At 57.6% G+C, this 25,388-nt stretch carries 24 protein-coding genes and 5 pseudogenes; 20 read left to right on the top strand and 9 right to left on the bottom strand.

Annotated elements, in window-relative coordinates:
* Window positions 1-19: 19 nt before the first annotated feature.
* Window positions 20-424, top strand: a pseudogene (locus J5X93_RS28405) (TniQ family protein); the annotation flags it as partial.
* A 252-nt stretch (window positions 425-676) separates the two neighbouring features.
* On the opposite strand, the gene J5X93_RS27350 reads toward J5X93_RS28405, so the two are convergent.
* Together J5X93_RS27350 and J5X93_RS27345 are read right to left on the bottom strand one after the other, a co-directional pair.
* Window positions 677-997 carry a hypothetical protein gene (locus J5X93_RS27350; RefSeq protein ID WP_250035365.1) on the bottom strand — a complete coding sequence of 107 codons (321 nt, stop codon included), beginning with the start codon at window positions 995-997 and terminating at the stop codon, window positions 677-679.
* 264 nt (window positions 998-1,261) lie between these two features.
* Window positions 1,262-1,729, bottom strand: coding sequence for an antitoxin Xre/MbcA/ParS toxin-binding domain-containing protein (locus J5X93_RS27345; protein WP_250035374.1), 468 nt, complete (start codon window positions 1,727-1,729; stop codon window positions 1,262-1,264).
* A gap of 302 nt (window positions 1,730-2,031) precedes the next feature.
* Between J5X93_RS27345 and J5X93_RS27340 the strand changes: the two genes are divergently transcribed.
* Genes J5X93_RS27340 through J5X93_RS28400 form a run of 4 tightly spaced genes read left to right on the top strand, consistent with a single transcriptional unit; the run spans window position 2,032 to window position 4,853 of the window.
* On the top strand, window positions 2,032-2,361 hold the full coding sequence (locus J5X93_RS27340; RefSeq protein WP_250035387.1) for a hypothetical protein: 330 nt from the start codon (window positions 2,032-2,034) through the stop codon (window positions 2,359-2,361).
* 14 nt (window positions 2,362-2,375) lie between these two features.
* Window positions 2,376-3,584: a PfkB family carbohydrate kinase gene (locus J5X93_RS27335; RefSeq protein ID WP_250035398.1), complete on the top strand. Its 1,209-nt coding sequence runs from the start codon at window positions 2,376-2,378 to the stop codon at window positions 3,582-3,584.
* Entirely contained in the window at window positions 3,581-4,186 is a 606-nt protein-coding gene (locus J5X93_RS27330; protein WP_250035412.1) for a 7-cyano-7-deazaguanine synthase, read from the top strand. Before J5X93_RS27335 ends, J5X93_RS27330 begins: the two co-directional genes overlap by 4 nt.
* Window positions 4,164-4,853, top strand: a complete 690-nt coding sequence (locus tag J5X93_RS28400; RefSeq protein WP_349815824.1) for a nitroreductase family protein — start codon at window positions 4,164-4,166, stop codon at window positions 4,851-4,853. Before J5X93_RS27330 ends, J5X93_RS28400 begins: the two co-directional genes overlap by 23 nt.
* Here J5X93_RS28400 and J5X93_RS27325 read toward each other — a convergent pair.
* Together J5X93_RS27325 and J5X93_RS27320 are read right to left on the bottom strand one after the other, a co-directional pair.
* Window positions 4,779-5,612 (bottom strand): 8-oxoguanine DNA glycosylase, encoded by an 834-nt coding sequence (locus J5X93_RS27325; RefSeq protein WP_250035426.1) that lies wholly within the window; start codon window positions 5,610-5,612, stop codon window positions 4,779-4,781. The genes J5X93_RS28400 and J5X93_RS27325 overlap by 75 nt on opposite strands.
* Entirely contained in the window at window positions 5,612-6,289 is a 678-nt protein-coding gene (locus J5X93_RS27320; protein ID WP_250035632.1) for a DNA adenine methylase, read from the bottom strand. The genes J5X93_RS27325 and J5X93_RS27320 overlap by 1 nt, the downstream gene beginning before the upstream one ends.
* 183 nt (window positions 6,290-6,472) lie before the next feature.
* Here J5X93_RS27320 and J5X93_RS27315 point away from each other — a divergent pair.
* The 3 genes and pseudogenes from J5X93_RS27315 to J5X93_RS27305 all read left to right on the top strand — a co-directional run.
* A pseudogene (locus J5X93_RS27315) lies at window positions 6,473-6,652 on the top strand (transposase domain-containing protein); the annotation flags it as partial.
* Window positions 6,653-7,105: 453 nt separating this feature from the next.
* The gene (locus tag J5X93_RS27310) at window positions 7,106-8,137 is read left to right on the top strand and encodes an ATP-binding protein (protein ID WP_250035440.1); all 1,032 of its coding nucleotides are present in this window, start codon (window positions 7,106-7,108) and stop codon (window positions 8,135-8,137) included.
* A gap of 130 nt (window positions 8,138-8,267) precedes the next feature.
* Window positions 8,268-8,576: an STAS-like domain-containing protein gene (locus J5X93_RS27305; protein WP_250035451.1), complete on the top strand. Its 309-nt coding sequence runs from the start codon at window positions 8,268-8,270 to the stop codon at window positions 8,574-8,576.
* Between the two features lie 293 nt (window positions 8,577-8,869).
* On the opposite strand, the gene J5X93_RS27300 is transcribed toward J5X93_RS27305, so the two are convergent.
* Window positions 8,870-9,184, bottom strand: a complete 315-nt coding sequence (locus J5X93_RS27300) for a hypothetical protein (RefSeq protein WP_250035460.1) — start codon at window positions 9,182-9,184, stop codon at window positions 8,870-8,872.
* A 2-nt stretch (window positions 9,185-9,186) separates the two neighbouring features.
* On the opposite strand from J5X93_RS27300, the pseudogene J5X93_RS27295 reads away from it, so the two are divergent.
* Window positions 9,187-9,552, top strand: a pseudogene (locus J5X93_RS27295) (LysR substrate-binding domain-containing protein); the annotation flags it as partial.
* 278 nt (window positions 9,553-9,830) lie between these two features.
* On the opposite strand, the gene J5X93_RS27290 reads toward J5X93_RS27295, so the two are convergent.
* Entirely contained in the window at window positions 9,831-10,316 is a 486-nt protein-coding gene (locus tag J5X93_RS27290; RefSeq protein WP_250035462.1) for a MarR family winged helix-turn-helix transcriptional regulator, read from the bottom strand.
* A 106-nt stretch (window positions 10,317-10,422) separates the two neighbouring features.
* Window positions 10,423-10,584 (bottom strand): annotated as a pseudogene (locus J5X93_RS27285) (2,5-dihydroxypyridine 5,6-dioxygenase NicX family protein); the annotation flags it as partial.
* Window positions 10,585-10,878: 294 nt separating this feature from the next.
* Between J5X93_RS27285 and J5X93_RS27280 the strand changes: the two are divergent.
* The 10 genes and pseudogenes from J5X93_RS27280 (at window position 10,879) to J5X93_RS28680 (ending at window position 21,559) form a co-directional block, all read left to right on the top strand.
* A complete protein-coding gene (locus J5X93_RS27280; RefSeq protein ID WP_250035473.1) occupies window positions 10,879-12,027 on the top strand; it encodes an FAD-dependent monooxygenase in 1,149 nt (382 codons plus the stop codon).
* Entirely contained in the window at window positions 12,024-12,830 is an 807-nt protein-coding gene (gene nicD / locus J5X93_RS27275) for an N-formylmaleamate deformylase (RefSeq protein WP_250035497.1), read from the top strand. Before J5X93_RS27280 ends, nicD begins: the two co-directional genes overlap by 4 nt.
* Window positions 12,831-12,842: 12 nt before the next feature.
* Entirely contained in the window at window positions 12,843-13,595 is a 753-nt protein-coding gene (locus J5X93_RS27270) for a maleate cis-trans isomerase family protein (protein ID WP_250035513.1), read from the top strand.
* Window positions 13,596-13,608: 13 nt separating this feature from the next.
* Window positions 13,609-14,250, top strand: a complete 642-nt coding sequence (locus J5X93_RS27265) for an N-carbamoylsarcosine amidohydrolase (protein ID WP_250035523.1) — start codon at window positions 13,609-13,611, stop codon at window positions 14,248-14,250.
* 194 nt (window positions 14,251-14,444) lie between these two features.
* A complete protein-coding gene (locus tag J5X93_RS27260) occupies window positions 14,445-15,758 on the top strand; it encodes an MFS transporter (RefSeq protein ID WP_250035536.1) in 1,314 nt (437 codons plus the stop codon).
* 154 nt (window positions 15,759-15,912) lie between these two features.
* Window positions 15,913-16,347 carry a CBS domain-containing protein gene (locus J5X93_RS27255; RefSeq protein WP_250035645.1) on the top strand — a complete coding sequence of 145 codons (435 nt, stop codon included), beginning with the start codon at window positions 15,913-15,915 and terminating at the stop codon, window positions 16,345-16,347.
* Window positions 16,348-16,467: 120 nt separating this feature from the next.
* Window positions 16,468-17,736 carry a malic enzyme-like NAD(P)-binding protein gene (locus J5X93_RS27250; protein ID WP_250035661.1) on the top strand — a complete coding sequence of 423 codons (1,269 nt, stop codon included), beginning with the start codon at window positions 16,468-16,470 and terminating at the stop codon, window positions 17,734-17,736.
* 257 nt (window positions 17,737-17,993) lie between these two features.
* On the top strand, window positions 17,994-19,163 hold the full coding sequence (locus J5X93_RS27245; RefSeq protein ID WP_250035550.1) for a chemotaxis protein CheW: 1,170 nt from the start codon (window positions 17,994-17,996) through the stop codon (window positions 19,161-19,163).
* Window positions 19,164-19,882: 719 nt separating this feature from the next.
* Window positions 19,883-20,701: pseudogene (locus J5X93_RS28685) on the top strand (HAMP domain-containing protein); the annotation flags it as partial.
* Window positions 20,696-21,559, top strand: coding sequence for a methyl-accepting chemotaxis protein (locus J5X93_RS28680; RefSeq protein ID WP_502942750.1), 864 nt, complete (start codon window positions 20,696-20,698; stop codon window positions 21,557-21,559). The pseudogene J5X93_RS28685 and the gene J5X93_RS28680, both read left to right, overlap by 6 nt.
* A gap of 413 nt (window positions 21,560-21,972) precedes the next feature.
* On the opposite strand, the gene J5X93_RS27235 is transcribed toward J5X93_RS28680, so the two are convergent.
* A complete protein-coding gene (locus J5X93_RS27235; RefSeq protein ID WP_250035561.1) occupies window positions 21,973-22,866 on the bottom strand; it encodes a LysR family transcriptional regulator in 894 nt (297 codons plus the stop codon).
* A 543-nt stretch (window positions 22,867-23,409) separates the two neighbouring features.
* Here J5X93_RS27235 and J5X93_RS27230 point away from each other — a divergent pair.
* Complete coding sequence (locus J5X93_RS27230; protein WP_250035568.1) at window positions 23,410-23,952, top strand: cytochrome b; 543 nt, start codon at window positions 23,410-23,412, stop codon at window positions 23,950-23,952.
* 116 nt (window positions 23,953-24,068) lie between these two features.
* Here the strand turns inward: J5X93_RS27230 and J5X93_RS27225 are convergent, their stop codons facing one another.
* A complete protein-coding gene (locus J5X93_RS27225) occupies window positions 24,069-25,370 on the bottom strand; it encodes an ISL3-like element IS1411 family transposase (protein WP_011920678.1) in 1,302 nt (433 codons plus the stop codon).
* Window positions 25,371-25,388 lie beyond the last annotated feature (18 nt).

Here is a 25,388-nt window from a genome sequence, read left to right as displayed (position 1 = left end):
TACCGTACCTCTCCCTTTCGAGGATGAACTGTTCTCGTCCTGGCTATGCCGGTTGGCATGGGGGAATGGAACCAAGCTTCAGGCGTTTACCACTCATCACCTTCTTCAATCTGCACAATTCCTTTCCCAGGATATCGACCGGGTTGCGGCGGACTCCCTCTTAAACTCCGTTGCGCGGAGATGTGGCGTATCGGCCGAGCGTGCGCACCAATCTTGTTTAAGCGCCTATGCAGGGGTGCTTTGGGAGCGGTTTAATCCGAGAGGGCCATTGGATTGGGCTTTGCTTTATCGCAAAGGAGCGCACAATCCTAGACAACGTCAGGGCTACGCCCTCCAGTTTTGCAGGTTATGCCTAGCGGAAGACGAGGACCCCTATTTCCGCCGTGGCTGGCGCCTAGCTTTCAGTACAACGTGTACGAGGCACGGGATTTATCTCTCTGATGCGTGCCCTTTGTGTCATAGCCCTGTTGTGCCCACATTGAGTGATCGAGGTAAGCGGCTGCTTCCGCTGCAGAGCCCGTTAGCGTACTGCTATCAGTGTCACTGGGACCTTCGCCTGCCCGTTACTGGGGACCTGCCGGCTGATGCTCGGGAGTTGGATTTTCAGCAACGGCTGCTCACGGCCCTAGTCGACGGCTGTGCATTGGATCTACCGGGCGCAAGTAATTACTCGTTGTTAATGTTTCGCGGGCTCAAGAGACTGCTGCAGCTCCTGGGAGGCGGAGGTAGGTTTCGTCGCGTCAGGGAGCAGCTTCTCGACCGACTCCAGTGCCTTGATCTTCAATGTCCCGTTCAATGCCATTACTGTTTTGAGGCGATGCGAGTTGGTGATCGCAGCCTGGAGCTCGAACTGCTGCGCACCTTGTTGGAGTGCTGGCCAGAGTTCTTTGTGAATGCCTGTCTTACGGCAAAAGTGTCCAGCTCCTACATCCAAAATTACCGGTCTACGTTGCCTTTCTGGTTGTACCGCCCGGTGGATCAGTTCCTGTTCGACCAATGCTATGCGCCGAGCATGTGTGAGCGAACTGAGGCCAGAAAATACCTGGTTGCTCGCGGCCAGCCGGCTAATGACAGTGCTGTGAATCGTCTCCTAGGTGTCTGGTCGGGGAAAGCGGAGGAGTGGCGTCTCCAGGCACCTCGTTGGAACACAAGAAGTAAACGGCTGTAGGGGTGGCTCGGTCGGATATGGCAGGAACTTTACAATCTCAGGGGGCACGCGGTATGCAGGTTCTCTTGTGAGCCCATGACTGCACTTGGGCATCTATTGGTAAACGCAGTATTCAAGTCGTCCCAGGAAGTCGGCGAGGAGTTCGAAGCTGTCTTGGTCTTCGAGCAGGTCAATCGGCCTTTGGCCGTCAAGCCCCATGGCAGGTTTGGTGAGCCATTGCTCGGATAGCTTGGTTGAGCCAAATACGGCTTGTGCTTTTGCATGGGCACACGCGGAGCGCAGGGCCTGAACACATTGATCGTAGGTGAGGTGCTTTGCCGGATTCGCTAGCCAGCGGCGGAAAGTGCGATCTGATACACCAACTGCTCTGCTTATGAGCAGTCGCTGCTCGCTACACCCCATTTCTTCTACTGTGCGTATTAGCCCAGCTAGGGGAAAGCCTTCACCCAGCAACGTGCGGACTGCTTCCTGGCTTTCCGCTGTGGAGCTTCGCGATACCAGAATATCCCTCACGTGTTCCAGTAAATCACTGGGGGCTGGCTGGGAGATGCCTCGAGTCATGTCGAATCTCCAGAGCGATCAGAGGTGCGACGTGCGTACTGATCTTGGGACAGGTAAATCACAGCACCGCTCGAAGCAGGTAGGCCAGCACCTCAGAGAGAGCAAGCCACCCCTAATGGAAACTGGCGCAGACCTAGTTGCGTCATCAGTATTGAGCTGAGAGAGGTCGCCAGGGCAACACCGCAAGTCTACGCCCGGACCTGCTCAGCGCCTATCCTGTCTCGGCCGTGGGGTGGATGGCAATCAGCCACTGCCCTGTGCTATTGATGAGGCAGCCATTCACTACGCAAGGGATCATGCACATGTCAGGCTCCAGTACTACCCGCGACGATTACCCCACCTATACCGACGCATGCGATCAGCTCAACTTCACCGCACAACTCGCTTCCCCGAAGGAGGAAGTCGTTGAGCAACTGGAGGAGGGCTGCGTTCTCGACATCGTCACTGGCGAGCAGAATGGACAGGCCGTAGTGCATGCGCTTTGGCAGGGGCAAGTCGCGGGAGGAATCGCCGCCCAGCAACTGCAGCGACTTCGCCAATGTCTGGCGGAAGGAACTATCTATGCCGCTCGGGTGCTGAGCATCAATAACGGGCAGGTCCGGGTACGCGTCTTCCCCGCCAATATTCACTAAGCGGGGGGCTGACCATGATCACCGTAGTAGGCGGGGTATACCGAGAGCGCTGCATGCGCCCCAGTTGGCAAGAGACCTATGGTTCAGCAGGGCGTGCAGCAACTGCGATCGCGCGAATTGGCGGCGACGTATCCCTGCACAGCTACCTGGATCGCGAGGCGCTCTATGTCATGCGAGATAGAGCGGCTCTGGAGGGATTCCAGCTGGATGCAGTCGAGGTCCCACAGGGTGTAGCGTTTGATTACGTACACGGCCTATCGACTCCTGATATCCGTAGGCCGGCCGAGTCTTATGAGCCGCTCCACATTTCCAAGGAGCGTGTGCTTCGTTTCGGCATGATCGAGGGTGACGCTGTCGTTGACTGTGAGTATGCAGTCTACGATCCGCAAAGTGCCGTGGACCCTGAACCCTTCCATGCCAACGGATCTCGAGCCAAACACCTGGCCTTGGTTCTCAACCGCTATGAGGCCAGTTGTATGTCTCGCGCCTCTGGCGAGACGCCAGAAGCAATGGCCAGGCAGCTTGCCAACGAGGCCGGCGCTGAAGTGGTCGTGATCAAAATGGGCCCCCTGGGGGCCTTGGTGTACGACAACGGGAGCGTTTCTACAGTCCCCGCATATCGAACCAAGCACGTATGGAAAATCGGCTCCGGAGATACGTTTGCCGCTCACTTCGCCTATGCCTGGATGCAGGAGAGGCGTTCACCTCGTGATGCTGCAGATATCGCGTCTCGGGCCACGGCCTTCTATTGCGAATCCCAGGGCCACCCAAGCCGGAAACAACTGGATCAGTTCAGTCCCGAGCCGTTGTGCGCTTCTGAACGGTATCGGGATGGTTACCAGCCTCAGGTCTACCTCGCGGGGCCCTTCTTCTCCCTGGCCCAGCTTTGGTTGGTTCGTGAGGCCCGGAACGACCTAAGAGGAATGGGGCTGAGAGTATTTTCGCCATACCACGACGTCGGACGCGGCTCGGCTGACGATGTTGTGGAGAAGGACCTGCAAGGCATTCGGGACTGCGACCTGCTTTTTGCTATCGGCGATGGACTGGATGCCGGGACTATCTATGAGATTGGCTACGCCAGAGCCCTGGAAAAGCCCGTGGTGATGTACTCGGAAAACGAGTCAGAGGAAGACAAGAAAATGATGGAAGGATCTGCCTGCCGAATTACAGACGACTACGTGTCGGCGGTCTATCAGACAGTTTGGGCGGCAGCGGAGCTATGAAAGTTGCCCTCTTGCTCTCCGGTGGAATGGATTCACTCTCACTCGCCTGGTGGAAACGTCCCGATCTGGCGTTCACCCTTGACTACGGACAGCTGGCCGCCAAGGCAGAAATCGCGGCGTCCCGCGCCATCTGCGAGCGCCTTGGAATCCCCCATCATGTGCTGGAAATTGATTGCCGCGCCCTTGGCTCCGGGGATATGGCCGGAAGCACTGCTGATGGCCTGGCACCGGCATCCGACTGGTGGCCATACCGCAATCAGATGCTGGTTACTCTCGCCGCCATGAAGGCCATTTCCTTCGGCGTTACGCACCTTTGGTTGGGGACCGTCAAATCCGATGGATCGCACCAGGACGGTACGCCTGCATTTGTCCGAGCCATCAGCCAGCTAATGGCCCTGCAGGAAGGCGGCATGGTCGTTGAAGCGCCCGCGATCGAGTTCTCGACTGCAGATCTGGTTCGGGTATCGGGAATACCTGCGGAGCACTTGGCTTGGGCGCATAGCTGCCATAAGGCGGACGTGCCCTGTGGCAACTGTCGCGGGTGCAACAAATACTTCGCCGTGTTCCGAGAGGTCGGTTATGACTTGGATCGACCTGGGTAATCCCTTCCCGAGGGAGGAATGGGAGCAGTACGACCTGTTCCAATGGGAAACCGGGCAAGTCCAAAGATTGCCGGTTGGGTCTCTAGGCGCCTCGCCGGCCCTTTTCGATGTTCTGCAGCAGAGACGAACGTCGCGTCAGTTTGGGCCGCTTGGGGATGCAGAGCTTGCCGACTTCTTCTGGCATGCATGTCGTAGCCTCGAGACTTGGCCGTCGGATCTGGGGTTTGAGCTGGAACATCGATCAGCACCGTCGGCAGGGGCCATTCACCCGATTCACCTGGTGATCAACCGGCCTGGGGACGCACGGTGGTGGTTGTACGAACCGCGTGGTCATCTCCTCATTGAACTCCCCTCAGCTTCCGGATTGCTGAGCGGTTTGCTTGCTCACAGTCGGGAGGTGCTGGATGCGCCAGAGGCTACCGAGCTGTTATTTCTGGCAGAACCTGGAAAGACCATGTCCAAGTATGCGGACGGGTGCAGTTTGATCTGGCGAGATACTGGGGCCTTGCTTGGCGTAATGGCGCTTGCTGCTCAGGGTTTGGGACTTAGCTTTTGCCCACTCGGCATCACCGGTGAGCCGTGGGCCAGTTCGCTAGCCAAGCAGCGCCAGTTGGTGGGTGTGGGGTTGGCTCTTCTTGGCTCTGCTTCGCCCACTGCGAGCAGGTGAGGTGTGCCCCATCCCCAAGATGCTGTGTACCGTTTCTGGGGAGGACATCATTTCCAGCCAGATCAGTGCATCGAGTTCAGACGCCCGTACGCCCAGCCCCTCGCTAAAGCGCAAAAATTGCTCCTCCAGCTCAAGGTAGTGGCGTTCCACGGTCAGGCGTTCTTGGAAGAACTTGCCCAGCAATCCGGCTCGGAGGATGTGGATATCGAGGATGGCCACGTCATCAGCGTCCAGCCAATTTCGAGCGACCCACGAAGCGGTCTTGTAGCCTATCCCGGGGACCGACAACAGCCAATTGCGCAGCGCCTTCCCAGAGCCGAGCGGCGCCTCTTCTGTTGCCAGCTTGTGTAGTGCTGCTGCTAAGTAACGGGCTTTCTGTTTGGCGAACCGGTAGCGGATTTGCCGCCCATCCACTTCCAGGGGCTCATGTAGCCACTCTAAAAGAGTTTCTTCGGACGGCGGCACATCGCCAAACGCTCCTTTCTGCTTCACATGACGAAATGCAGCTAGGCCAACGCTTGCGGGTATTCCATGGCCACCAAGCAGGCAGGCACCTACCTCTTCTTTCAGGGTCGCCCCAAGCTTGTAGTTGACGCGATTACCCTGAACCCGCCGCGCGTAAATCTGGTACGCCCAGTAGGCTGGAGTAGGAAACGCGTCAATCGAGCCCCACGGCACTCCAGGAAGCACTTCCGCTTCTGGCATCGGGAACTCAACGTTGATCACGGCCCTATCGAGAAAAATGGCTCCGTGTTGCATCAGGCGACCTCCTCGGTACAACCATAGTTCTCCTGCATCCACTGCAGCAGGTCGTGGCGCTCGGTGGGGTCCATACGGTCAATACGTGACCTTAGACGGGCTTGCCGGCGCTGGATGGTCTGGCGATCACGGAACGTGTCGCCCATGTAGCGCGCGTCGTGCAGCCGGCTCTGGGGTTCGAAGTTCATCCAGACGCATTCTTCCCGTACATCGACATGTGTCTTTGCGGGAAAGCTGACCTTGCGCCAATCGTCCAGCTCCGCGTTGTAGAGCTCGCAGTCGTATCCCGAAAGCATGACTTTGCAGGGCAGCGTCATCAGGAGTCGCAGCAGTTGGAGGTGGTCGTCATGGGCGTAGTCGCAGCGATACACCTTCACTCGCCGGCGAGTCTCCGGAACGTAGGGCGGATCAACGTAAAGGAGTTCATCGCCTTGAAATTCGTACGTCTGGAGGAAGGCCACTGCATCCGTCTGGTGCAATTCGCAGACTTCAGGAAACTCGTTTCGCCAGCGGTTGATTACTATGGGATCTAAGTCCAGCCCTATGCTTCGAGCTGCGGCTTTCTTGTGGCGCATGACCGCGCCACCGCCCAGATGCGACTCAATGTAGGTGTGATGCGGAGGCATCAGATTGATCAAGCGCTGGTAGCACTTGCCTTTTCCGCCTGGATATTTCATGCCCGTAGCATCGTCAGAAATGACGATGATGTCAACGCACGTTGGCGTATCCGCTGCGCATGGGGAATCGGTCGCCATTTACAGATGACGTTGGCGTTGATGCCGTGGATCCAGGCTGCGCTGGCCACCGAGGTAGCTTGTCTGTCCCGGGCTGAGTGGGCAGAGCTGAAGCATGATGGCGAGTGGGCGGTGGCGATCTTGAGTCTGATCCAGTCAGTACGCCTCAAGGGGCATGGCCTGTATGCCGATTTGAAGGAGGTGTTCTCGCGGCTGCCAACCCAGCGGGCGAGTGAGATCGAGCAATTGCTGCCACATCGGTGGGCGTCTGCTGAATCACGCAAGGCGAGTTGGGGTAGACCCTGAACCAGCATGCGCTGAACAACGCGCGTCAACCACGACGTTTCCTATCTTCGGCAGATTCATCAGTTGGTCGTGCAGGTGCGATCGGGGCGGAGTGCTGTCCTGGAAGGCACGCAGAAGGCGATCGTCCACGCGGAATAGCCGGGATCGAACAATTGGTGTGAGGACGTCGCGTAACAACGCGGCTGCCCTTGGTGACCGAACTGCCCGATATCGAGTGTGCAAACCCCGCCCGATATCGCTCAGATACTCTTTTCGGAAATGAACGGAGTCGACAAATATCAAGGGGCCTATCGACACCAAACCCAGGTCTCAGCAGCTCGGCCTGTTTGTCAGCTAGCGTAAGGTACTGATTTTAGGCATATCCCCATAGTAGCAGTGATGGCCTTCAGCTATGATCTAGCGGCCGGTCGACCCCGGTCCCGATGGAAACAAGGATGGCTGATAGGAAATTACATGCCGGCTATAGATCTAGATGACGCAATCGTTTTGCCGGCTGGCCTGGGGACTAGCACCCCGCACGCTCTGTTCACTTTGTGCTCCCAAATTGCCAATAGTGGCAACGACATCGTCCTTGACGCGAGCAACCTTAACTACGTGGACCCGTTGGGTATGGCGACGTTGAGAGCCTTGTTCGAGCAACAGATCGAAACCAAGCGTATATCTATTCAGTTTTTGTCTAAGAATTTGACTTCTTATCTGGCTCGGATGGATTTCTTCAAGGGTCTCGACATTGAGGGAGTCGATCTCAACCAGTTCGCCCGCAGGAATGACCGCGCGAACTCGCTCGTCGAGATTACGAAGGTGTCGGAACACGCCCAAGCTGAAGCCGTCGCGTCTCGTCTTGCCAACGCAATCACCGGCAAGCTCACCCGTTCTGACCCTGATGCGCCGGTCGATGAACAGACCGGCCGCAACGAGTTCGACTCCTATAGAGGGCCGCTTGAGTACGCACTCAAGGAACTGCTTGAAAACTCACTCACCCACGCACGACGCGAGGGGCGGATAGATGCAGCTGTTTGGGTCACCTGCCAGTTCTATCCAAAACTGAACCTTGTCCGGATGGCGATTGTCGACAACGGATGCGGCTTCCTTGCAACGCTCCGGAACCATCCCGAGCTGGCAGAGCGCACGGATCGTGGCGCCATCGAAGCCGCTCTCAAGCCAAGGGTGAGCTGCAATCGCGGTGCGATGGCAAACATCCTTGGCAGTGAGAACCAGGGAGTAGGTTTAACAACGACCGCGAAAATTGCCGAAACGGCAGGCGGAGGCCTCATCGTGGTGAGTGGTCGAGCAATCCACGACACTCAGCGGAACCGCTTTGATGAGATGCACGAAACAGGGTGGCAAGGCGTATCGATCGGCTTCACCTGCCAGCGGGAAAGCCTCCCTGGCATCTCGATCAGCGCTTTGCTACCTAGCGAGGAAGATGAAAATTCAGATGCTCAAGATCACCAAGACCTTGAACTGGACCTCGATTTTCGCTAGGTCCAGATACTGGATTTTTGAAGGGCAGGGAGCTAGAGTCGAGGGTGATGGGTAGATGCCATCATTCCCGCAAGCCTGCAAGCTGGTAGGAATATTTATAAGGATGTAGGGATTGTGAAGGGGCCTAGTCATGCAAACACAGATTCGCTTAAAGAAAGATAGCTCAATTAGAACTTACGGTATGCGTGCCTCTGCTATCCCCTATAGAGAAAAGATCGAACTATCTCTAAATGCGGGTGAAGATGTAGTTATCGATTTCGCAGGAACTGATGTAACTCAGTCTTTTGTCGATGAACTGATTGGTGCTCTTATTCTGAAGAATGGTCGCGATATCATATCCCACCTTGCTTTTGAAAACTGCACAAGCGATGTAAAAGGCATTATCAAATTTGTTGTGCGGGACCGTTTAATTCAAATGCAGAAACAAGCAGTGGCTTGAGCAGAGGGAAGAGCGATCGATACTCCACGAGTTAGCCAGTCAACATAAAATACCCCGTCTCGCACGGGGTATTTTTTGCAGTCAGCCACGGTCATAGACTTATATAAAACTCCCAATATCGTCTTGTCTGGTGAGCGCCGGTGTCAGCCTCCAGGCTGGGCGCAAGAAGTGGCCTCGCTTTGGCCTCAATGCTTTCCCTGGATAAAGCGCTTCATACGGCGCCCCGCTGACGCTGATCTCGCAATTCCAGGTGAAATGCCGGCTAGGCCTTGGATGCTGCCCCTGCAGAGAAATCATGAGGTCGAGCTGCCGCCGTCATTGAAAAAATCATCGCGAGCAACGCGCCCAAAATCGCTGAGGTCTTGGTCCTTATCACTGAACATGAAGTTCACCATGCGCTCGCGTCTGAGGCCTGAAAGCGTCCCAAAAAAACAGGGCTCGCACAGATGGACTTCATAGCACTCACCGTCATGGGCCGAGCCATAGCCCCAGTTGGCGCGAAGGGTGCCAAATTGCAATCCATACCCTTCAACACGCGTGCTAGCGCCACAAACGTCGCATAGAACATCACTGACCGATTCGGCCTGTTCCATTGCTGTGATCTTCATCGAGAGCCTCCCACCCAGCCGCCAGCGAACTGGATCTTGATCGTTTCTGTGCCCTAGAACACGCCATCGTCTCGATGGCAGGTGATGCCTTTCGCGGAGTGACCGACGAGGCGCTGGCTGAACTTGGCCGCGAACGACGCGTGTCGCTATCGGTACCCAGCTTCCTGATGTTACTGGAGGTCTTGCGCAGCGGTGACCTGATCGCAGTCCTTCCCCGCAGGCTGGTACGGCCCGGGGACGGCCTGCAGGTGCTGGAACCGCCGCTGGCCATCCCAGGCTTTCGCAAGCTACTGGTCTGGCATGAGCGTACCCAGCAACACCCGGCCCATTGCTGGGTACGAGCACTACTGTCCCAGATAAGCAGCTGAATTCATCTCGGGATGGATGGGTGTGCCTGGATGACAACGTCGCGGACACCAATTCGGTGCGGGTGATCGTGACGCACCAGGTCAGCGTGCGCATTGCTACGCGAGATCCTTGGAATTTGGCCGGGATGAGATGATCAGAATTCGTTAAGGAGACGCCGAAATTGATCATAAAACGATCAGTGCTCGGCGTTCAAAACGTTTTTACGCAGCCTCGGCCAGAAGTGGCATCAGCCGCGCCGCGTGAGGTTGGAGCCCGCTAGACCTACTAAAAAACCACCTCAACTGGCTGTGGCTTCGCTTTCATTCATCTTGCGCAGAAGGAAGAGGATGGCGACGCGCTCGGCGGCATTGAGGCTGTCCATGGTCAGTTCGCTTATTTGCCGGGCACAGGGGGTCATGGCGTCGAGCACCTCGTTACCGGCCGCGGTGAGGTCGACAATGACCTTGCGCCGGTCCTCCTGATCGGGGGACAGCGCGACCAAGTTGCGCGCCTTCAGACGCTCGACGATGCCGCGGATGGTCGCCTGGTCCACCGCCGTGGCCTTGACCAGTTCGGCCTGGGAGCTGGGACCGTGGTCGCGCAGCGCGCAGAGGGTAACGAACTGGATTGAGGTCAGCTGGGGGTCGCAGGCGTTCTGCTGGAAGATCGCGGTGTGCCGCTGATAGGCCTTGCGCAGCAGGTGGCCGATCTGCTCGGTGACATCGTACGAATCTGCGTTGAGTTGCGGGGCGCCGCCAGGCGCCAAATTGATTTCTTCAGACATGTAATGGGTTGAGCAATAGGTTTGGATGAACTGGCGGCCCCCGACTGGAGAGCCCGGCCAGTATAACCAAGCCTTGGCCGAGGGCTAGTGGGCCGTCGACGCGTCGCTCCCCGCCTAGCACCACGGACTGGTCGTCGAGGTCGATATCGCAGTTACGCAGCGGAATATCCATGTGGCAGGGCGTCTTGCGCTTGCCGCCTACCTCGGTGTCCGGGCCGGTGGAGAGCAGGAAGTTACCGTAGAAGGCGCGGGCGCCCATGGGTGAACCGATGCGCCAGGGCAGTGCGCTGCGCTTCCTCCTCGCATGCATTTATAGCGTATACGCCCAATAAATCGAAATGAAACGCATCGATGTGAAAGGCGGCAGAGCTGGTTTCGTTCGTTACGAATCCACACACAGACCGCGCCATGACTAGCCTGTTAGCCGTTTGTCGTGGTTTCGCTCGTTTGTTTGAAAAATTCTTTCGCCTCCTATTCCCATCCCAAAAAAAGAGCGTATACACTTGAATTGTCATGCGGGCTTGCCCGCTTGCAATCACTCAAAACAAGAGGAGGCGTGCCCATGCGGGGTAAGCAGAAAATCGCGATTGTCGGTGCGGGTCTGGGCGGAGCAGCTGCCGCCACGCTGCTGCAACAGGCTGGATTCAATGTCGAGGTCTATGAGCAGGCTCCGGAATTCACCCGGCTCGGCGCGGGCATTCACATCGGCCCGAACGTGATGAAGATCTTCCGCCGCATGGGGCTGGAACAGAAACTGGAGCTGATGAGCTCCCACCCGGACTTCTGGTTCAGTCGCGATGGCGTGACCGGCGACTACCTGTCGCGCATCCCGCTGGGCGAGTTTGCCCGCCGCGAATACGGCGCGTCCTACATCACCGTGCACCGCGGCGACCTGCATGAACTGCAGATCTCCAGCATCCAGCCGGGCACCGTGCACTTCGGCAAGCGTCTTTCCAAAATCGTCGACGAGGGCGATCAGGTGCGCCTGGACTTCGCCGACGGCACTAGCACTACCGCCGATATCGTCATCGGCGCCGACGGCATCCACTCGAAGATCCGCGAAGAGCTGCTGGGTGTCGAAGCCCCGACCTACAGCGGCTGGGTGGCCCACCGTGCCCTGATCCGGGGTGAGCACCTGGCGCGCTTCTCCGACGTGTTCGAGGACTGCGTGAAGTGGTGGACCGAGGATCGTCACATGATGGTCTACTACACCACCGGCAAGCGCGACGAGTACTACTTCGTCACCGGGGTTCCGCACGAGGCCTGGGACTTCCAGGGGCCGTTCGTCGACAGCAACCAGGAAGAGATGTTCGCGGCGTTCGAGGGCTATCACTCGACGGTGCAGAACCTCATCCGCTCCACCGAATCCATCACCAAGTGGCCGCTGCGCAACCGCAACCCGCTGCCGCTGTGGAGCCGCGGTCGCCTGGTCCTGCTCGGCGACGCCTGCCACCCGATGAAGCCGCACATGGCGCAAGGCGCCTGCATGGCCATCGAAGACGCCGCCATGCTGACCCGCTGCCTGCAGGCGACCGGCCTCTCCGACCACCGTACGGCCTTCGAGCTGTATGAGGCCAACCGCAAGGAGCGTGCCTCCCGCGTGCAGGCGGTCTCCAACGCCAACACCTTCCTGCGCACCCAGGAGGACCCGGCCTGGGTCTACGGCTACGACCTCTACGCCCAGGAGCTCAAGAGCGGGGTAGCCGCATGAGCACCTTCATCGAAGGGGGGAATGTCAACGCCAACGGCATTCGTCAGCACTATCTGCGTTATGGCGGGAAGGGCCAGGCGCTGATCCTTGTGCCTGGCATCACTAGCCCGGCTATCACTTGGGGATTCGTCGCCGAGCGCCTGGGGAAATACTTCGATACGTATGTGCTGGATGTGCGTGGACGTGGTCTGTCTTCTAGCGGGCCCGACCTGGACTACGGCACTGATACCTGTGCCGCGGACATACCTGCTTTTGCCGAAGCACTTGGGCTAACCAGCTACCACTTGGTCGGACACTCGATGGGAGCGCGCTTCGCCATCCGCGCTGCCGCCTTGGGGGCTCCTGGCCTGCAACGCCTGGTACTGGTGGACCCGCCAGTCTCGGGGCCGGGGCGCCGTGAATATCCGAGCAAACTGCCTTGGTATGTCGACTCCATCCGACAGGCCACGGTCGGCATGAACGCAGATGACATGCGCGCGTATTGCCCGACTTGGACCAGCGAGCAGTTGCAACTGCGTGCCGAGTGGCTTCACACCTGTTTCGAGCCGGCGATAGTGCGTGCATTCGAAGACTTCCACCAAGTGGATATCCATCAGTACCTGCCTAGCGTCACTCAGCCGGTGCTGCTGATGGTGGCCGGACGTGGAGGAGTGATCCAGCCGGTGGACGAGGCAGAAATTCGCGAACTTAAGCCAGGCGTTCAAATTGCTCGCGTAGAGAGCGCTGGCCACATGATTCCCTGGGACGACCTCGAAGGCTTCTTTGCAGCCTTCGGAGACTTCCTTGGCCAACCCATTGTTTAGGAGCACGAAACCATGACCAAACTGTATCGCATCGGCCAGATTGTCCCGAGCTCGAACACCACCATGGAAACCGAAATCCCAGCGATGCTCACCGCTCGCCAGGCGATTCGTCCTGAACGCTTCACCTTCCACTCCAGCCGTATGCGTATGAAGCAGGTAAAGAAGGAAGAGCTGGCTGCGATGGATGCCGAGTCCGATCGCTGCGCCGTCGAACTGTCTGACGCAAAAGTGGACGTGCTGGGCTACGCCTGTCTGGTAGCCATCATGTCCATGGGGCTGGGCTACCACCGCCAGTCTGAACAACGACTGCGCCAAGCGGCTGCCGACAACGATGGTATTGCACCAGTGATCACCAGTGCCGGCGCCCTTGTAGATGCTCTCAAGGTGATGAAGGCCAAACGCATCGCTATCGTTGCGCCCTACATGAAGCCGCTCACAGAACTGGTGGTGAATTACATTCGTGAAGAGGGCTTTGAAGTCCAGGATTGGCGTGCACTGGAAATCCCGGACAACCTCGAAGTGGCTCGCCATGACCCGGAGAACCTGCCTGGCATCGTCGCTGGCATGAATCTCGAAGGTGTCGACGTCGTGGTGCTTTCCGCCTGCGTGCAAATGCCATCGCTACCGGCAGTTGCGAAGGTCGAGGCACAGACCGGGAAGCCGGTAGTTACCGCTGCCATCGCCACCACTTATGCCATGCTCAAGGCGCTGGACTTGGAGCCGGTGGTGCCCGGTGCCGGCTCCCTGCTGTCAGGCGCATACTGATCAGGAGGCAGCCATGAGCATCTCGCAGAGCGCAAGCGACAACTACCAGGGGGTCTGGGGCCAACGTATCGGCTTCGGTCGTAAGCCGGCCCTTTTGCTGATTGACTTCATGCAGGGCTATACCACTCCAGGTGCTCCGCTCTATGCCCCGGGTGTGGTGGCAGCGGTGGAGCAGGCCGCTGGTCTGCTGGAGTTGGCTCGTGAACTAAGCATTCTCGTAGTGCACACCAACATCCGCTACCAGCCCGATCACTTCGCCGATGGCGGTGTTTGGGTGCGCAAAGCACCGGTGATGAAGGACATGGTGGAGAGCAATCCCTTGGCCGCGTTCTGCGCGCCGGTGGTCCCGCGATCTGGCGAGCCGGTAATCAGCAAGCAGTATGCCAGCGCTTTCTTCGGAACCAGCCTGGCTTCGCTGCTGCATGCTCAAGGTGTTGATACCGTCGTGCTGGCCGGTTGTTCCACGAGTGGCTGTATTCGTGCCAGCGCGGTGGATGCCGTGCAGCATGGTTTTCGCACTATCGTGGTTCGAGAATGCGTTGGTGACCGCCACCCTGATCCCCATGAAGCCAATCTGTTCGACATCGATAGCAAGTACGGCGATGTCGTCAGTCGGCAGGAAGCCATGGCGCAATTTGCGCGACTGGCCGTTTGAGTACGGCACTACACAAGGAGCGGGGCGGGATGGCCCGCTCCATTTGCCGCCCGGTTCCCGGGCGGCTGCCCTGTAGGAACTCTTGGGGTTTTCTGGCGCTGTCCTTGGAAGCCGCCCGTAGTTGGCGGCACATCGTGCGCGTCGATAGCTGCTGGCCTTAAAGCAAACACAAGTCACCGCCAGGAGACAGGATCATGCCCATTGCGAATGCAACTAAGGGCCAGAGCGAGGCTCGTCACGGAACTCAAGAGCTCTATCGCAAAATCACGTGGAGGCTCATCCCCTTCCTGTGCTTCTGCTACCTCGCCGCCTACCTCGACCGTATCAACGTGGGTTTCGCCAAGCTGCAAATGCTCGAGCACTTGCAGTTCAGCGCTGCGGCCTATGGCTTAGGGGCGGGACTCTTCTTCGTTGGCTACATCATCTTCGAGGTGCCCAGCAACCTGATCCTTGAGCGCGTGGGCGCCAAGATCTGGATCGCCCGGATCATGATCACCTGGGGCTTGCTCTCGGCTTGCACCATGTTCGTCACCACCACTACGCAGTTCTACATCTTGCGGTTCCTGCTGGGTGCCGCCGAGGCCGGCTTCCTGCCGGGCGTGCTGTACTACCTGACCATGTGGTTTCCTACCTACCGGCGTAGTCGCATCATTGCTCTGTTCATGATCGGCCTGCCGTTGTCCAGCGTGATCGGCGGACCGATCTCGGGCTGGATCATGAGTCACTTTCATCAAGTTCACGGCCTGCAGGGCTGGCAATGGTTGTTCCTGCTGGAAGCCATTCCCAGTGTGCTGCTCGGTATCCTCACCTTTTGGGCGCTGCCCAATCACTTCGAGGAGGCTAAGTGGCTGTCGGCAGACGAAAAGGCACAGCTGGCCAGTGACCTGGCGGCTGATGATGCTGAAGGCAAGGGCAGCAAACACAGCTTCAAGGATGGCTTCTTCAACCTGAAGGTGTGGATGCTCGGTGGCATCGACTTTTCCATTCTGCTCAGTGCCTATGCCATGGGCTTCTGGATGCCGACCTTCATCCGCGACGCCGGGGTTGCCGATACCTTCGACATTGGCCTGCTCACGGCCCTTCCGAGTCTCGCCGCGTTGCTCGGCATGCTGTTGATTGGTGCCAGTTCCGACCGCCATCGTGAGCGCCGCTGGCACATCATCGTGCCCTTTATCGTCGGTGCCATTGCCATGGCCAGCAGCACGTTCTTCAGCCACAACGTGGTGATGACGGTGCTCCTGTTCGCCATCGCCTCGGCGGCGATCATCGGCGCCGTGCCGGTGTTCTTCAGCTTGCCGGCCACCTTCCTCAAGGGCACCGCGGCCGCTACCGGTTTTGCGCTCGCCTGCTCGCTGGCCAACATTGCAGGCCTGGTGAGCAACTCACTGATGGGCCTGGCAACCGATCTCTCGGGGAACACGCATGCCGCCCTGTGGCTCTTCTCCGGCTGCCTGATCCTCAGCTGTTTCCTGGTCATCGCCCTGCCGGCCAAGCTGGTTAATCGTTAATTTGAACTTCGTCTGAGTAATCAGCGAACGATGTAGGTGTATCAAAGCCCTTGCCGGATCTGGGCGTATGAGACTGTTAAGTCAATTAGAAGAATGGCTATTAGCTTTGGCTGTGGCAAACGCTAATGCCCGCCGATTTTTATTGGAAAAATTCATGAGAACGATTGCACAAACGCTCGCTGGAAAGCCGCAGTCTTTAATTTATTCAATTCACCCTGAATCTTCTGTGTTTGAAGCAATCCGTCGTATGGCTGAAAAAGACGTCGGGGCACTTATTGTTCAAGAGGGGGAGAGACTGGTCGGCATCGTTAGTGAACGTGACTATGCTCGTAAAATGGTGCTTTGTGGTCGCGCCTCAGCGGCAACTCCCGTCAGTATCATAATGAGTTCACCAGTGGTTACCGTAAGTCCAAGTGAAACTATCCAGCACTGTTTGCAGTTGATGTCTCGTGGGCATATGCGCCACCTGCCTGTCGTTGAGGCTGGCAGAGTCATCGGCATGGTTTCTATTGGGGATTTGGTGAAAGATATTATAACTGAGCAGGCGGAGCTGATTGATCATCTTCAAAAATATATACGCGGGGAGTGACTAATAAGAGCTCTACGCTTTAGGTGTTTGCAGGGTGAGCGTTTAGCTCCTGGTTATAGTGGGCGAGCGCTTTTTATATTACTTGAAGGATGCGTGTAAGAAATGAGTAAGATAGAAAAGATACTTGACCTTAAGGGTGAAGCCCTTGAATACCATGCCCAGCCTCGCCCCGGGAAACTCAGCGTCGAGCTGACCAAGCCGACTGCCACCGCCCGCGACCTGTCGCTGGCCTACAGCCCGGGCGTCGCCGAGCCGGTACGTGAAATCGCGCGTGATCCGGAACTGGCCTTCAAGTACACCGGCAAGGGCAACCTGGTAGCGGTCATTTCCGATGGCACTGCAATTCTCGGCCTAGGCAACCTCGGCCCGCTGGCCTCCAAGCCGGTAATGGAAGGCAAGGGCGTGCTGTTCAAGCGCTTTGCTGGCATCGATGTATTCGACATCGAAGTGGACGCTGAAAGCCCGCAGGCCTTCATCGACACGGTCAAGCGCATTTCCATCACCTTCGGCGGCATCAACCTCGAAGACATCAAGGCGCCCGAGTGTTTCGAGATCGAGCGCATCCTGATCGAGCAGTGCAACATCCCGGTTTTCCACGATGACCAGCACGGCACCGCCATTGTGACTGCCGCCGGCATGCTCAATGCCCTGGAAATCGCCGGCAAGACCCTCGGCGAAGCCAAGATCGTCTGCCTCGGTGCCGGCGCCGCCGCCATCTCCTGCATGAAACTGCTGGTGAGCATGGGTGCCAAGGTCGAGAACATCTTCATGATCGACCGCAAGGGCGTGATCCACGCCGGTCGTGACGACCTGAACCAGTACAAGGCCGTGTTCGCCCACGAGACCGACAAGCGCACCCTGTCCGAAGCCCTCGACGGCGCGGACGTGTTCGTCGGCCTGTCCGGTGCCAATCTGCTGAGCCCGGAAGGCCTCAAGCGCATGGCGGCCAACCCGATCGTATTTGCCTGCTCGAACCCGGATCCGGAAATCAAGCCGGAGCTGGCCCACGCGACCCGCAGCGACGTGATAATGGCCACCGGTCGTTCCGACTACCCGAACCAGGTCAACAACGTGCTGGGCTTCCCCTTCATCTTCCGCGGTGCCCTGGACGTGCGCGCCACCTGTATCAACGAAGAGATGAAGATCGCTGCGGCCCTGGCCCTGCGTGACCTGACCAAGCAGCCGGTACCGAAGGACGTCTGCGAGGCCTACGGCGTGGACTCCCTGGAGTTCGGGCGTGAGTACATCATTCCGAAGCCGATGGACAAGCGTCTGATCACCGTCGTCTCTGATGCCGTGGCCAGGGCCGCTCTCGATTCCGCCGTGGCGGCCTTGCCCTATCCGAAACACTATCCGCTGCAATCGGTGGACGACGTGTTCAACGGCTAAGCGGAGAGGCAATTAGGACGCGCCTCGTATCGCAACTGACTTCCCTCCCTCGCTTTCGGCACATGCGACAGCGGAAACCTTGGCAATTGCTGTTTCTGGTGATGCTTGCCTGGTGAGATGGGGGGAAGGCGAATCCTGTTCGTAGAGCTTCTGCGGTCGCGCTAGCCATGACGAAGGCCGAGGCAGCGTATGCGCATCGGCCGAAAGACAGTCAACGCCCCAGGAAGCCGGATTCGCGCGCGCCAAGGAATGACGAGATGAATTTTTCCCTGACTGTAATTGGACAGATCCTCGCCGAGAATCAGCAGCACATTCTCGACGCGGTGGAGTACAAGTTTCCTTATTTCGGTATGCACAGCCGTTGGGCCCTGTTGCTAACAGCGGCTGTACTTGGATTGGCTATGACTACCGTCCTTGGATGTTGTTACCTAGTCAGACATCGCTCCAAAATCAAGCCGGATGCAGAAATCGAACACGAGAATCTAGTGCGGACCATGCGAGATGTTGTCGCGCGGCTCGACGTCTCTGTTGCGGCACTGCACCAGGCTCAGAGAGCGCGGAACGACGCCAACTATAATGCTCCCAGAGTCCCCCATAGTACTTGCCACATTCAGGACCTGAAGGGCTCCAGCGCAATGGAGTCGTCTATCCCTGACAAACAGATGGCAGCTGCGAAGGTTGGAATAAGCATCGCCGGGCACGCTGATACGTGCGATGAAGCGACCTCACAGACCGGCCAGACGGCACTCGATACCACCATTGATGCGATGGCCGCGACGTGTGATGGGGCCCTGATCAAGCTTGCCGATAACATGGGCAATCTGGGCTATCTCACCCAGCTACTGGCGAAGGAGAGACTGGCCCTGAGCAATTCCGCTTTGGCCCCGTCGCCTGCCATGACAGCCCAGGGCGTGACGGGGGAAACCTGGCGCTACCTAACCTTCGCTCTCGGTAATGAGGCGTTTGCAGTCAATGCACTAAGCGTCGTAAGCGTCGTCGTGGCAGATCAACTTTTCGTTAATACGGGTGTGTCGTTGAAGATCCGCCGGGCGATCAAGCTACGCGGCATGCTGGTGCCAGTGATAGACCTGGGAGCGCTCTTCGATCTGAAGCCAATCAAGATTGCGCCGCGCACTCGCATCGTCATTATTGAATTGCGTAGTTCAGAGCATTTGCAAGTGATCGGCATCGCTGTCGATGTTGTCGGAATTGTGTTGGAAATATCACCGGCGGCCATCGAACCTCCTGCGGCCATCGAAAGCCAGGTTCGCCATGCCTGCACTATTGGCAGGGCAAAGGTAGGAGAGCACTACGTGACCTTGCTGGACATCGGTAGAGAGGGACTGGTGAACGGGCTCGTCGCCCCGCATTCCGCCGAGCCTTCGCCCTCCGTTGACCGATCACTGGAGGTCTTGCCTGACGGGTGATCTGGTTCGTGCCAATCCGGAACTCCAACGGCTACGCGGCAGGATTTTCTAGATGGACGAAGAGATGACACTCCACTGTTCACTGCGCGGTATCCAGCCCACGGACGCCGGACACTGTTACGACTCAGAGAGCAGAAACACCGGACTTTGGTGGAAAACTCGCTGGAATTCATCGTGCCGACGAGCACAGCCAAGTTACCAGCGTACTAACCATCGCACGTGATATTTCCGCGCTCAGCGCTTCGTGGAGGCTGAAGCCTGCCGCCGTTGCGCTCATTGCACATGTCCATACAAGGCCACAACCGCTGCAGAAAGAGCGGACAGGCCACACCACCATAGCAGTCGACAATTTTCTTGGCTCGGCCCCAACATGCGACAGGAGTCCACAATTGGAAACGCTTGAACGTCTATCTCTGCCCGGAAAGTTCGCGTTGCTCGGCCTATTAGCCCTAATCCTTATTGCCGCCCCGACCACCCTGTACTTGCTCGGAGCTTTGGATCAGGGCCGGCAGACTGCCCAGGAAGCGCGTGGCGTGGAGCCGATACACGAACTGCTCCTGCTCGTTCAGAAGCTACAAGAGCATAGCTACCTATCATCCACCGTTTTGAGCGGCAATCGGACGCTAGATGCGGCTAGGCAAGGAAATCAGGCAGAGGTCGACCGTGCGTTCTCACAAACCGAGAACGCGCTGCAAGAGGCCCAGGTCGCCCCTGAGACTATGGCGGCCTTGCGACAGGTAAAGCAGCAATGGAATAGTCTTACCAGCCAGATCGACCAGGCCACCATCGACACGCCACAAAGCCTCTCGCGGCACTCCAAACTTATCGACGCCTGCTTGAAGATCGAGGATTTGCTGCTCGACCATTTCGAGCTGTCCCTAGATCCAGTCTTCGAGACCTATTACCTGATCGCCGGTGCCCTGGTCGAATTACCACGGACGAGCGAACTACTCGGGAAGTTGCGCGCGACGGGGGCGCAACACCTTGCGCTAGGCGAAATTCACCCCGAGCAGCGTGCGGTACTGACCAACCAAATCACTCAAGCGTTGGAGGGATTTGACAAGATGGCACGCGCTTTAGCCAAGGTCAGCAAGACTGCCCCTAGCTTCAGGTCCTGGTTGGAGCCGTCCTTAGCGGAGCTGCACCCCCGCATAAAGAAGGCGTTGTCACTGACCGAGTCCCAACTGCTCTCTACAAGTGTGCTGAACTATCCGGCCAGCGAATATGTTGCCACCTATACCGAGGCTACAGATGCCCTCTTTGCCCTTAACCAGCAAGCACAGGAGGCCCTCGATAAGGCATTGGAGGCTCGCAACAACAGTAACCGGCAAAACATTATTCTCATGACCATCGCCTTGTTAGTGCTGCTGCTGGTCGGTGGTAGCTACGCCTGCTGGATGTCACTTAGCTTGTGCAAGCAACTCACAGTAGCCCTTACGGCCGCCGAGCGAATCAACGAGGGTGATTTGAGCCAGCCGATCAATGTGCTCGGCAAAGATGAGGCGGCCCGCCTGCTGCAAGCACTGCAGCGTATGCAAGAGGGGTTACGCGGCACAGTCAAGCACATTCAGGCTACTGCCGAGCGATTGGATTCAACCGCCAGGGAACTGAACGCCACAACAGTGGATGCCACTAGCGGCTTGAATCGCCAGTGCGGGCAAATCGACCTAGCCGCTGCTGCTGTCACCGAATTGACCATGGCGATCGATGACGTGGCACGCAGCGCCGCGTCGGCTTCGGAGGCGTCCCAGTCTGCAGAAGTGCAATCTCAGCAGGGCTTAGTCGGCGTCTCCCGGACAGTCGACTCCATCACCTCACTTTCCGACGATATCGAACTCACTTCAGAGTCCCTGCAGGTACTGGCAGGCAAGATAGGTGACATCGGTTCAGTGCTGGACGTGATTCGTGGCATCGCAGAGCAAACCAATCTATTGGCCCTGAATGCCGCGATTGAAGCGGCCCGGGCCGGCGAAAGTGGGCGCGGTTTTGCCGTCGTGGCGGACGAAGTGCGGGCCCTAGCGCTGAGAACGCAGGAATCAACAATGCAGATCGAGGAGATCATCAGTTCGGTGAAGCAAGGCAGCCAAGGTGCCCTCGGCGCCATGGAGAGCAGTAAAGGCAAGACCCGGGATACGCTGGCAATAGCACGCGAAGCCGGCGTCACGCTGAATGCTATCGCGGACTCCATTACTAAGATCAATGACAGGAACCTAAGCATTGCTAGCGCCACCGAAGAGCAATCCTATGCTGCCCGTGAGGTGGACAGTAACCTCCTAAACATCCGGGACGTTTCAGCAGAAACCTCTGCCGGCGCCAATCAGACTCAGGCGTCCACTCGGGAGCTCGCCAGTTTGGCCAACGAATTGAATGGCATGGTGAAGCACTTCATCGTCTGACGGAGCCGCACTGCATTGTGAGCACCTGCACTCCCCCTGAGAAATGGATTGCGCACAATCGTGGATCGGCGCCTCCTTCTCGCGAAATTCAAGTTTCGCGACCTCCCTCAAACAGACCCTGGATAGCAGTCTAGGTAACGTCGCCACGGAGAGTGGCGACGTTCTCCGGTGCAGCGAAAGATATCCGACACCATATCGAAGAGGGCTTAATATCCCCGCCCAGTCACCAACAACAAGCGCACAGGACCCTTGTCGGTGCTGGTGTGCATCCGTCATTCCTTGCACCGTCGCCGATTCCGTTTAGCGTGGTCATGGTGGCTCGGCCTTAGCGACTGGTTTCAAGTGGACGAAGCCAAGTCCAGCTACTTCAGAAAGTTGACGATGTCGTCATCGGCTGCGGCATCTACAGGTAACTAAGCCCCCCGTCCCTGTTGCTGCGCGATGAAGTCGATAAAGGCGCGCACTTTGGGCGACACCGCGCGCGGCTGCGGCAGCATCGCGAACAGGAGATGCGGTGGCGGTCGCAAATCATCCAGGCAAGCCACGAGCTGCCCGGACTTCAACAAGTCCTCAACCACCGGCAGCGGCGTCTGCGTAATGCCAGCGCCCTGCAGCAGCGCCGCGCGCAGCATCACGCTGTTGTTGCACTGTAAATTACCCTGGACCTGCACGGTCACAGCCGACTTTCCGTCCCCGAATACCCATTCGCCCGGCATTTGAGACAGCGTATAGACCAGGCAGTTATGCAGCGTGAGGTCTGCCGGCGTGCGTGGCATGCCGACCGCCTTGAGGTACGCAGGGCTAGCGACGAGCACGTGCGGAATCTCGACGAGGGGTTTGGCCACTAGCGAGGAGTCCTGAAGCTTCCTGCCGATGCGCAGCGCGAGGTCGAAGCCGCCATCCACCAGGTCCACGTAATGGTCGTTCGCGACTACGTCAAGGCGGATTTCTGGATATTGCCGTAGGAATGCTGGCAGCCGTTCGCTCAACCAGAGGATGCCGAACGATGTTGGTACGCTGATGCGCAATGTCCCTCGCGGCACATCGACCAGTTGTTGTACTGCGCGCTCGGCATGGTCGAGCTCATCGAGCACGCGAACGCAGTGCGCGTAGTAGATCCGCCCCGCTTCGGTCAGGCTCATCTTGCGCGTCGAGCGCTGCAGTAGGCGTGCGCCGAGGTGCTGCTCGAGCTGGGCAACGAGCTTGCTGACGCTACCTGGCGAGATGTCCAACATCTCGCTAGCACGAGTGAAGCTGGTGGATTCCACTACGCGCCTGAACGCGCGCAAGGTCAGCAGATTGACCAATTTCCCATCCCGCCAATTTTTCCTATATGGAATAAATTGTGTTCCAGTTGGCGTATTTTTTCCAATAGAGGCTGTTCGTAGACTAGCTCCTTGATCAATTCAGGGCGCACCATGTCTTCCTTCCCTACGGTAGTAACCACGAAGCGGCACCTCACCGAGTCCCTGCTGCTGCTCGTACTGCCCAGTATCTTGCTCGGGGCCACGTCACGCCTTACTCAACTGGCCGACAAAGCCGGATGGTCGCCGATTGCGCTTACTTTCTGGGTGGCGCTCGGGGGGGGCGGGCGCATCCTGCTAATTGCCGGTCGACCCGCACGACAATACGTGTCCACCGCGTGGCGAAGTACAGCGTTCTCAGTGTCGCCATGCCAAATAGCCTGGCCATTTCGTGATGCCTCAGCTCGGCACCGCCATGACCTCGCTCTTTACCTATTCATAGTGGTCATCGCCGCTGGCGGCATGCTGGTCAGCTGGCGCCGGCCGCAGTGACGTCCATAACCAACAGGTCGCCATCTCCCGCCAACCATTCTTGAGAGTCCATAGATGAAAACTGTCTCCGCCGACACATCCGTCTACCGTGCACCAATGCGCGCATTGCACTGGAGTATGGCTTTGTGCATTACGGCGCTCTTTGTCTCCGGCGCCATAATGGTCGAGTTCGACGCCAAAGATTCCCTACGCGCGGCTTTCTACAGCTTCCACAAATCAATTGGTGCATTGATCATCGCGCTGTTCTTGATCCGGCTTATCGTGCGGCGGTTAAGCCAAGTCCCGCCGCTCTCTATCAGCATGCCACGCTGGGAGCAACGGTTAGCGCATTACGGGCACTGGCTGCTCTACGCGATGATGTTTGCAGCACCTCTGACAGGATGGGCAACATCCGACATCTATGGCTACGGCGTGAAATTCTTCGATGTTCCATTGCCCAAGTTCTTTCCCACACTTGGGGCAACCACTGGTGCCACGGTCGGTTATGTGCACACCGTCGTTACCTATATCTTCCTCGGGCTGATTGGAATGCATCTCTTGGCTGTTGCAAAACATCGTTACATTGACCGCGATTGCGTCATGCATCGAATGGCCTAACTGCGCCGCGTGGGAACAGAGAAATGATTCGATTTGACATACGCCGGGACGCATCCCGAGGTGCGCTGAAACTGGACTGGCTGGATGCGCGCTTCAGCTTTTCCGGCTCTTCGCATTTAAGGGTGTAGCTGATTTCTAAACCCTCCTGACTTCAGCAAGCACCTGGCTATGTAATTGGTTAAATTTCTAAAGCCCAAGGCGGTACCTCGTAAGTGCTCAAGTCGCCCGTTGATAGCTTCTGTTGGACCGTTGCTGGTTCCTGGCCGGTCGAAGTAGGCAAGGATGCTCTCAGCGTATTTTTTCAGCGTTTCCCCCAAGCCTTTCACCTCGATGAGCGCTTTGGGCAAGTCGCTGGCTGTAATGATATTTATGACCTCTTCCATGAGTTTTTTACCACGTTTTCGATCCGGCTCGTTGTAGGCGCTGACCACCCGTTGGTACATGCTCCAGGTGCAATCCACTTCGAGGTGGTGCTCATCTGCAAACAGCTGGAACAGTTGCTTTTTGTTGGCGTCAGACAGGTAGCTGATCCGAGTCAGTAGCGTTCGACGGCTTTTGTAGAGCGGGTCATTTTTACGCCCTCTGCGGCCCAGGATGTCGTGTTGCACACGCCGGCGGCATTCATCCAGCATGTTGCTTGCCCAGCGCACGACATGGAAAGGATCCAGCACGGTTTGGGCTTGAGGCAGGGCTTCTTGCGCTGCAGATTTAAACCCCGTAAAACCGTCCATGGCAATGCTTTCGATCTGGTCACGCCACGATTTGGGGCGACTCTGTAGCCATTGCTTAAAGGCTTGTTTGGAGCGGCCTTCCAGCACATCGAGCAAGCGGGCCGGCCCGTTTTTGTTACGCACGGGCGTAAGGTCAACCACGATGGTGACGTACTTGTCACCACAGCGTGTATGTCGCCAAACATGCTCATCCACGCCCAGCACGGTCACACCGTCAAAACGTGTCGAGTCATTAAAAAGCAGGCGCCGTCCTTCGTTGATAATGGCATTATTAGCGGTGTGCCATGCAACATCAAGCTGGCTCGCAACACGAGATACCGACAGATGATCCAGCACGATGGCAGCTAATGCCCAGCGTATCGCCCCATATGAAAGCTTTGAACGTGGAGGTGCTGCACTGTTTGTATCTTCATGCCAGAAACAGCCGCAAGCACAACGCCAGCGACGGATACGCAGCAGCAATCTGGTTGGTCGTTGTCCGTAAGGTGTGTGAGCAAGATGCCTATCGACAGTACCGCGTGAAACACCAGCAGCCCCGCACTTGGGGCATGGCTCGGGTGCTTTGGTTAAACGACATTCGATGACGGCGCGCTCTGCACAAAGATGTTGTCCAGTGGCAGTCAGGCCGAGGTTATTCAGTTGGCAAAAGCTGGAAAGATCAGGGCTAGAAAAGGTAAGATTGTTCACGTCGGGGGCTTAGTTTTT

This window comes from Pseudomonas sp. BYT-1 (assembly GCF_023611805.1).
Lineage (GTDB): Bacteria > Pseudomonadota > Gammaproteobacteria > Pseudomonadales > Pseudomonadaceae > Aquipseudomonas > Aquipseudomonas guariconensis.
The sequence above is the reverse complement of the archived record's forward strand: the minus strand, read 5'-3'. Positions and strand labels throughout refer to the sequence as shown.

What these genes read in the sequence shown, in the direction of transcription:
- J5X93_RS27230 (WP_250035568.1), top strand. Translation starts at nt 23,410, where the DNA reads ATGAAAACTGTCTCCGCCGACACATCCGTCTACCGTGCACCAATGCGC.
- J5X93_RS27330 (WP_250035412.1), top strand. Translation starts at nt 3,581, where the DNA reads ATGAAAGTTGCCCTCTTGCTCTCCGGTGGAATGGATTCACTCTCACTC.
- J5X93_RS27340 (WP_250035387.1), top strand. Translation starts at nt 2,032, where the DNA reads ATGTCAGGCTCCAGTACTACCCGCGACGATTACCCCACCTATACCGAC.
- J5X93_RS27280 (WP_250035473.1), top strand. Translation starts at nt 10,879, where the DNA reads ATGCGGGGTAAGCAGAAAATCGCGATTGTCGGTGCGGGTCTGGGCGGA.
- J5X93_RS27265 (WP_250035523.1), top strand. Translation starts at nt 13,609, where the DNA reads ATGAGCATCTCGCAGAGCGCAAGCGACAACTACCAGGGGGTCTGGGGC.
- J5X93_RS27260 (WP_250035536.1), top strand. Translation starts at nt 14,445, where the DNA reads ATGCCCATTGCGAATGCAACTAAGGGCCAGAGCGAGGCTCGTCACGGA.
- J5X93_RS27325 (WP_250035426.1), bottom strand. Translation starts at nt 5,612, where the DNA reads ATGCAACACGGAGCCATTTTTCTCGATAGGGCCGTGATCAACGTTGAG.
- J5X93_RS27255 (WP_250035645.1), top strand. Translation starts at nt 15,913, where the DNA reads ATGAGAACGATTGCACAAACGCTCGCTGGAAAGCCGCAGTCTTTAATT.
- J5X93_RS28400 (WP_349815824.1), top strand. Translation starts at nt 4,164, where the DNA reads ATGACTTGGATCGACCTGGGTAATCCCTTCCCGAGGGAGGAATGGGAG.
- J5X93_RS27320 (WP_250035632.1), bottom strand. Translation starts at nt 6,289, where the DNA reads ATGAAATATCCAGGCGGAAAAGGCAAGTGCTACCAGCGCTTGATCAAT.
- J5X93_RS27300 (WP_250035460.1), bottom strand. Translation starts at nt 9,184, where the DNA reads ATGAAGATCACAGCAATGGAACAGGCCGAATCGGTCAGTGATGTTCTA.
- J5X93_RS27345 (WP_250035374.1), bottom strand. Translation starts at nt 1,729, where the DNA reads ATGACTCGAGGCATCTCCCAGCCAGCCCCCAGTGATTTACTGGAACAC.
- J5X93_RS27305 (WP_250035451.1), top strand. Translation starts at nt 8,268, where the DNA reads ATGCAAACACAGATTCGCTTAAAGAAAGATAGCTCAATTAGAACTTAC.
- J5X93_RS28680 (WP_502942750.1), top strand. Translation starts at nt 20,696, where the DNA reads ATGCAAGAGGGGTTACGCGGCACAGTCAAGCACATTCAGGCTACTGCC.
- nicD (WP_250035497.1), top strand. Translation starts at nt 12,024, where the DNA reads ATGAGCACCTTCATCGAAGGGGGGAATGTCAACGCCAACGGCATTCGT.
- J5X93_RS27335 (WP_250035398.1), top strand. Translation starts at nt 2,376, where the DNA reads ATGATCACCGTAGTAGGCGGGGTATACCGAGAGCGCTGCATGCGCCCC.
- J5X93_RS27290 (WP_250035462.1), bottom strand. Translation starts at nt 10,316, where the DNA reads ATGTCTGAAGAAATCAATTTGGCGCCTGGCGGCGCCCCGCAACTCAAC.
- J5X93_RS27245 (WP_250035550.1), top strand. Translation starts at nt 17,994, where the DNA reads ATGAATTTTTCCCTGACTGTAATTGGACAGATCCTCGCCGAGAATCAG.
- J5X93_RS27270 (WP_250035513.1), top strand. Translation starts at nt 12,843, where the DNA reads ATGACCAAACTGTATCGCATCGGCCAGATTGTCCCGAGCTCGAACACC.
- J5X93_RS27310 (WP_250035440.1), top strand. Translation starts at nt 7,106, where the DNA reads ATGCCGGCTATAGATCTAGATGACGCAATCGTTTTGCCGGCTGGCCTG.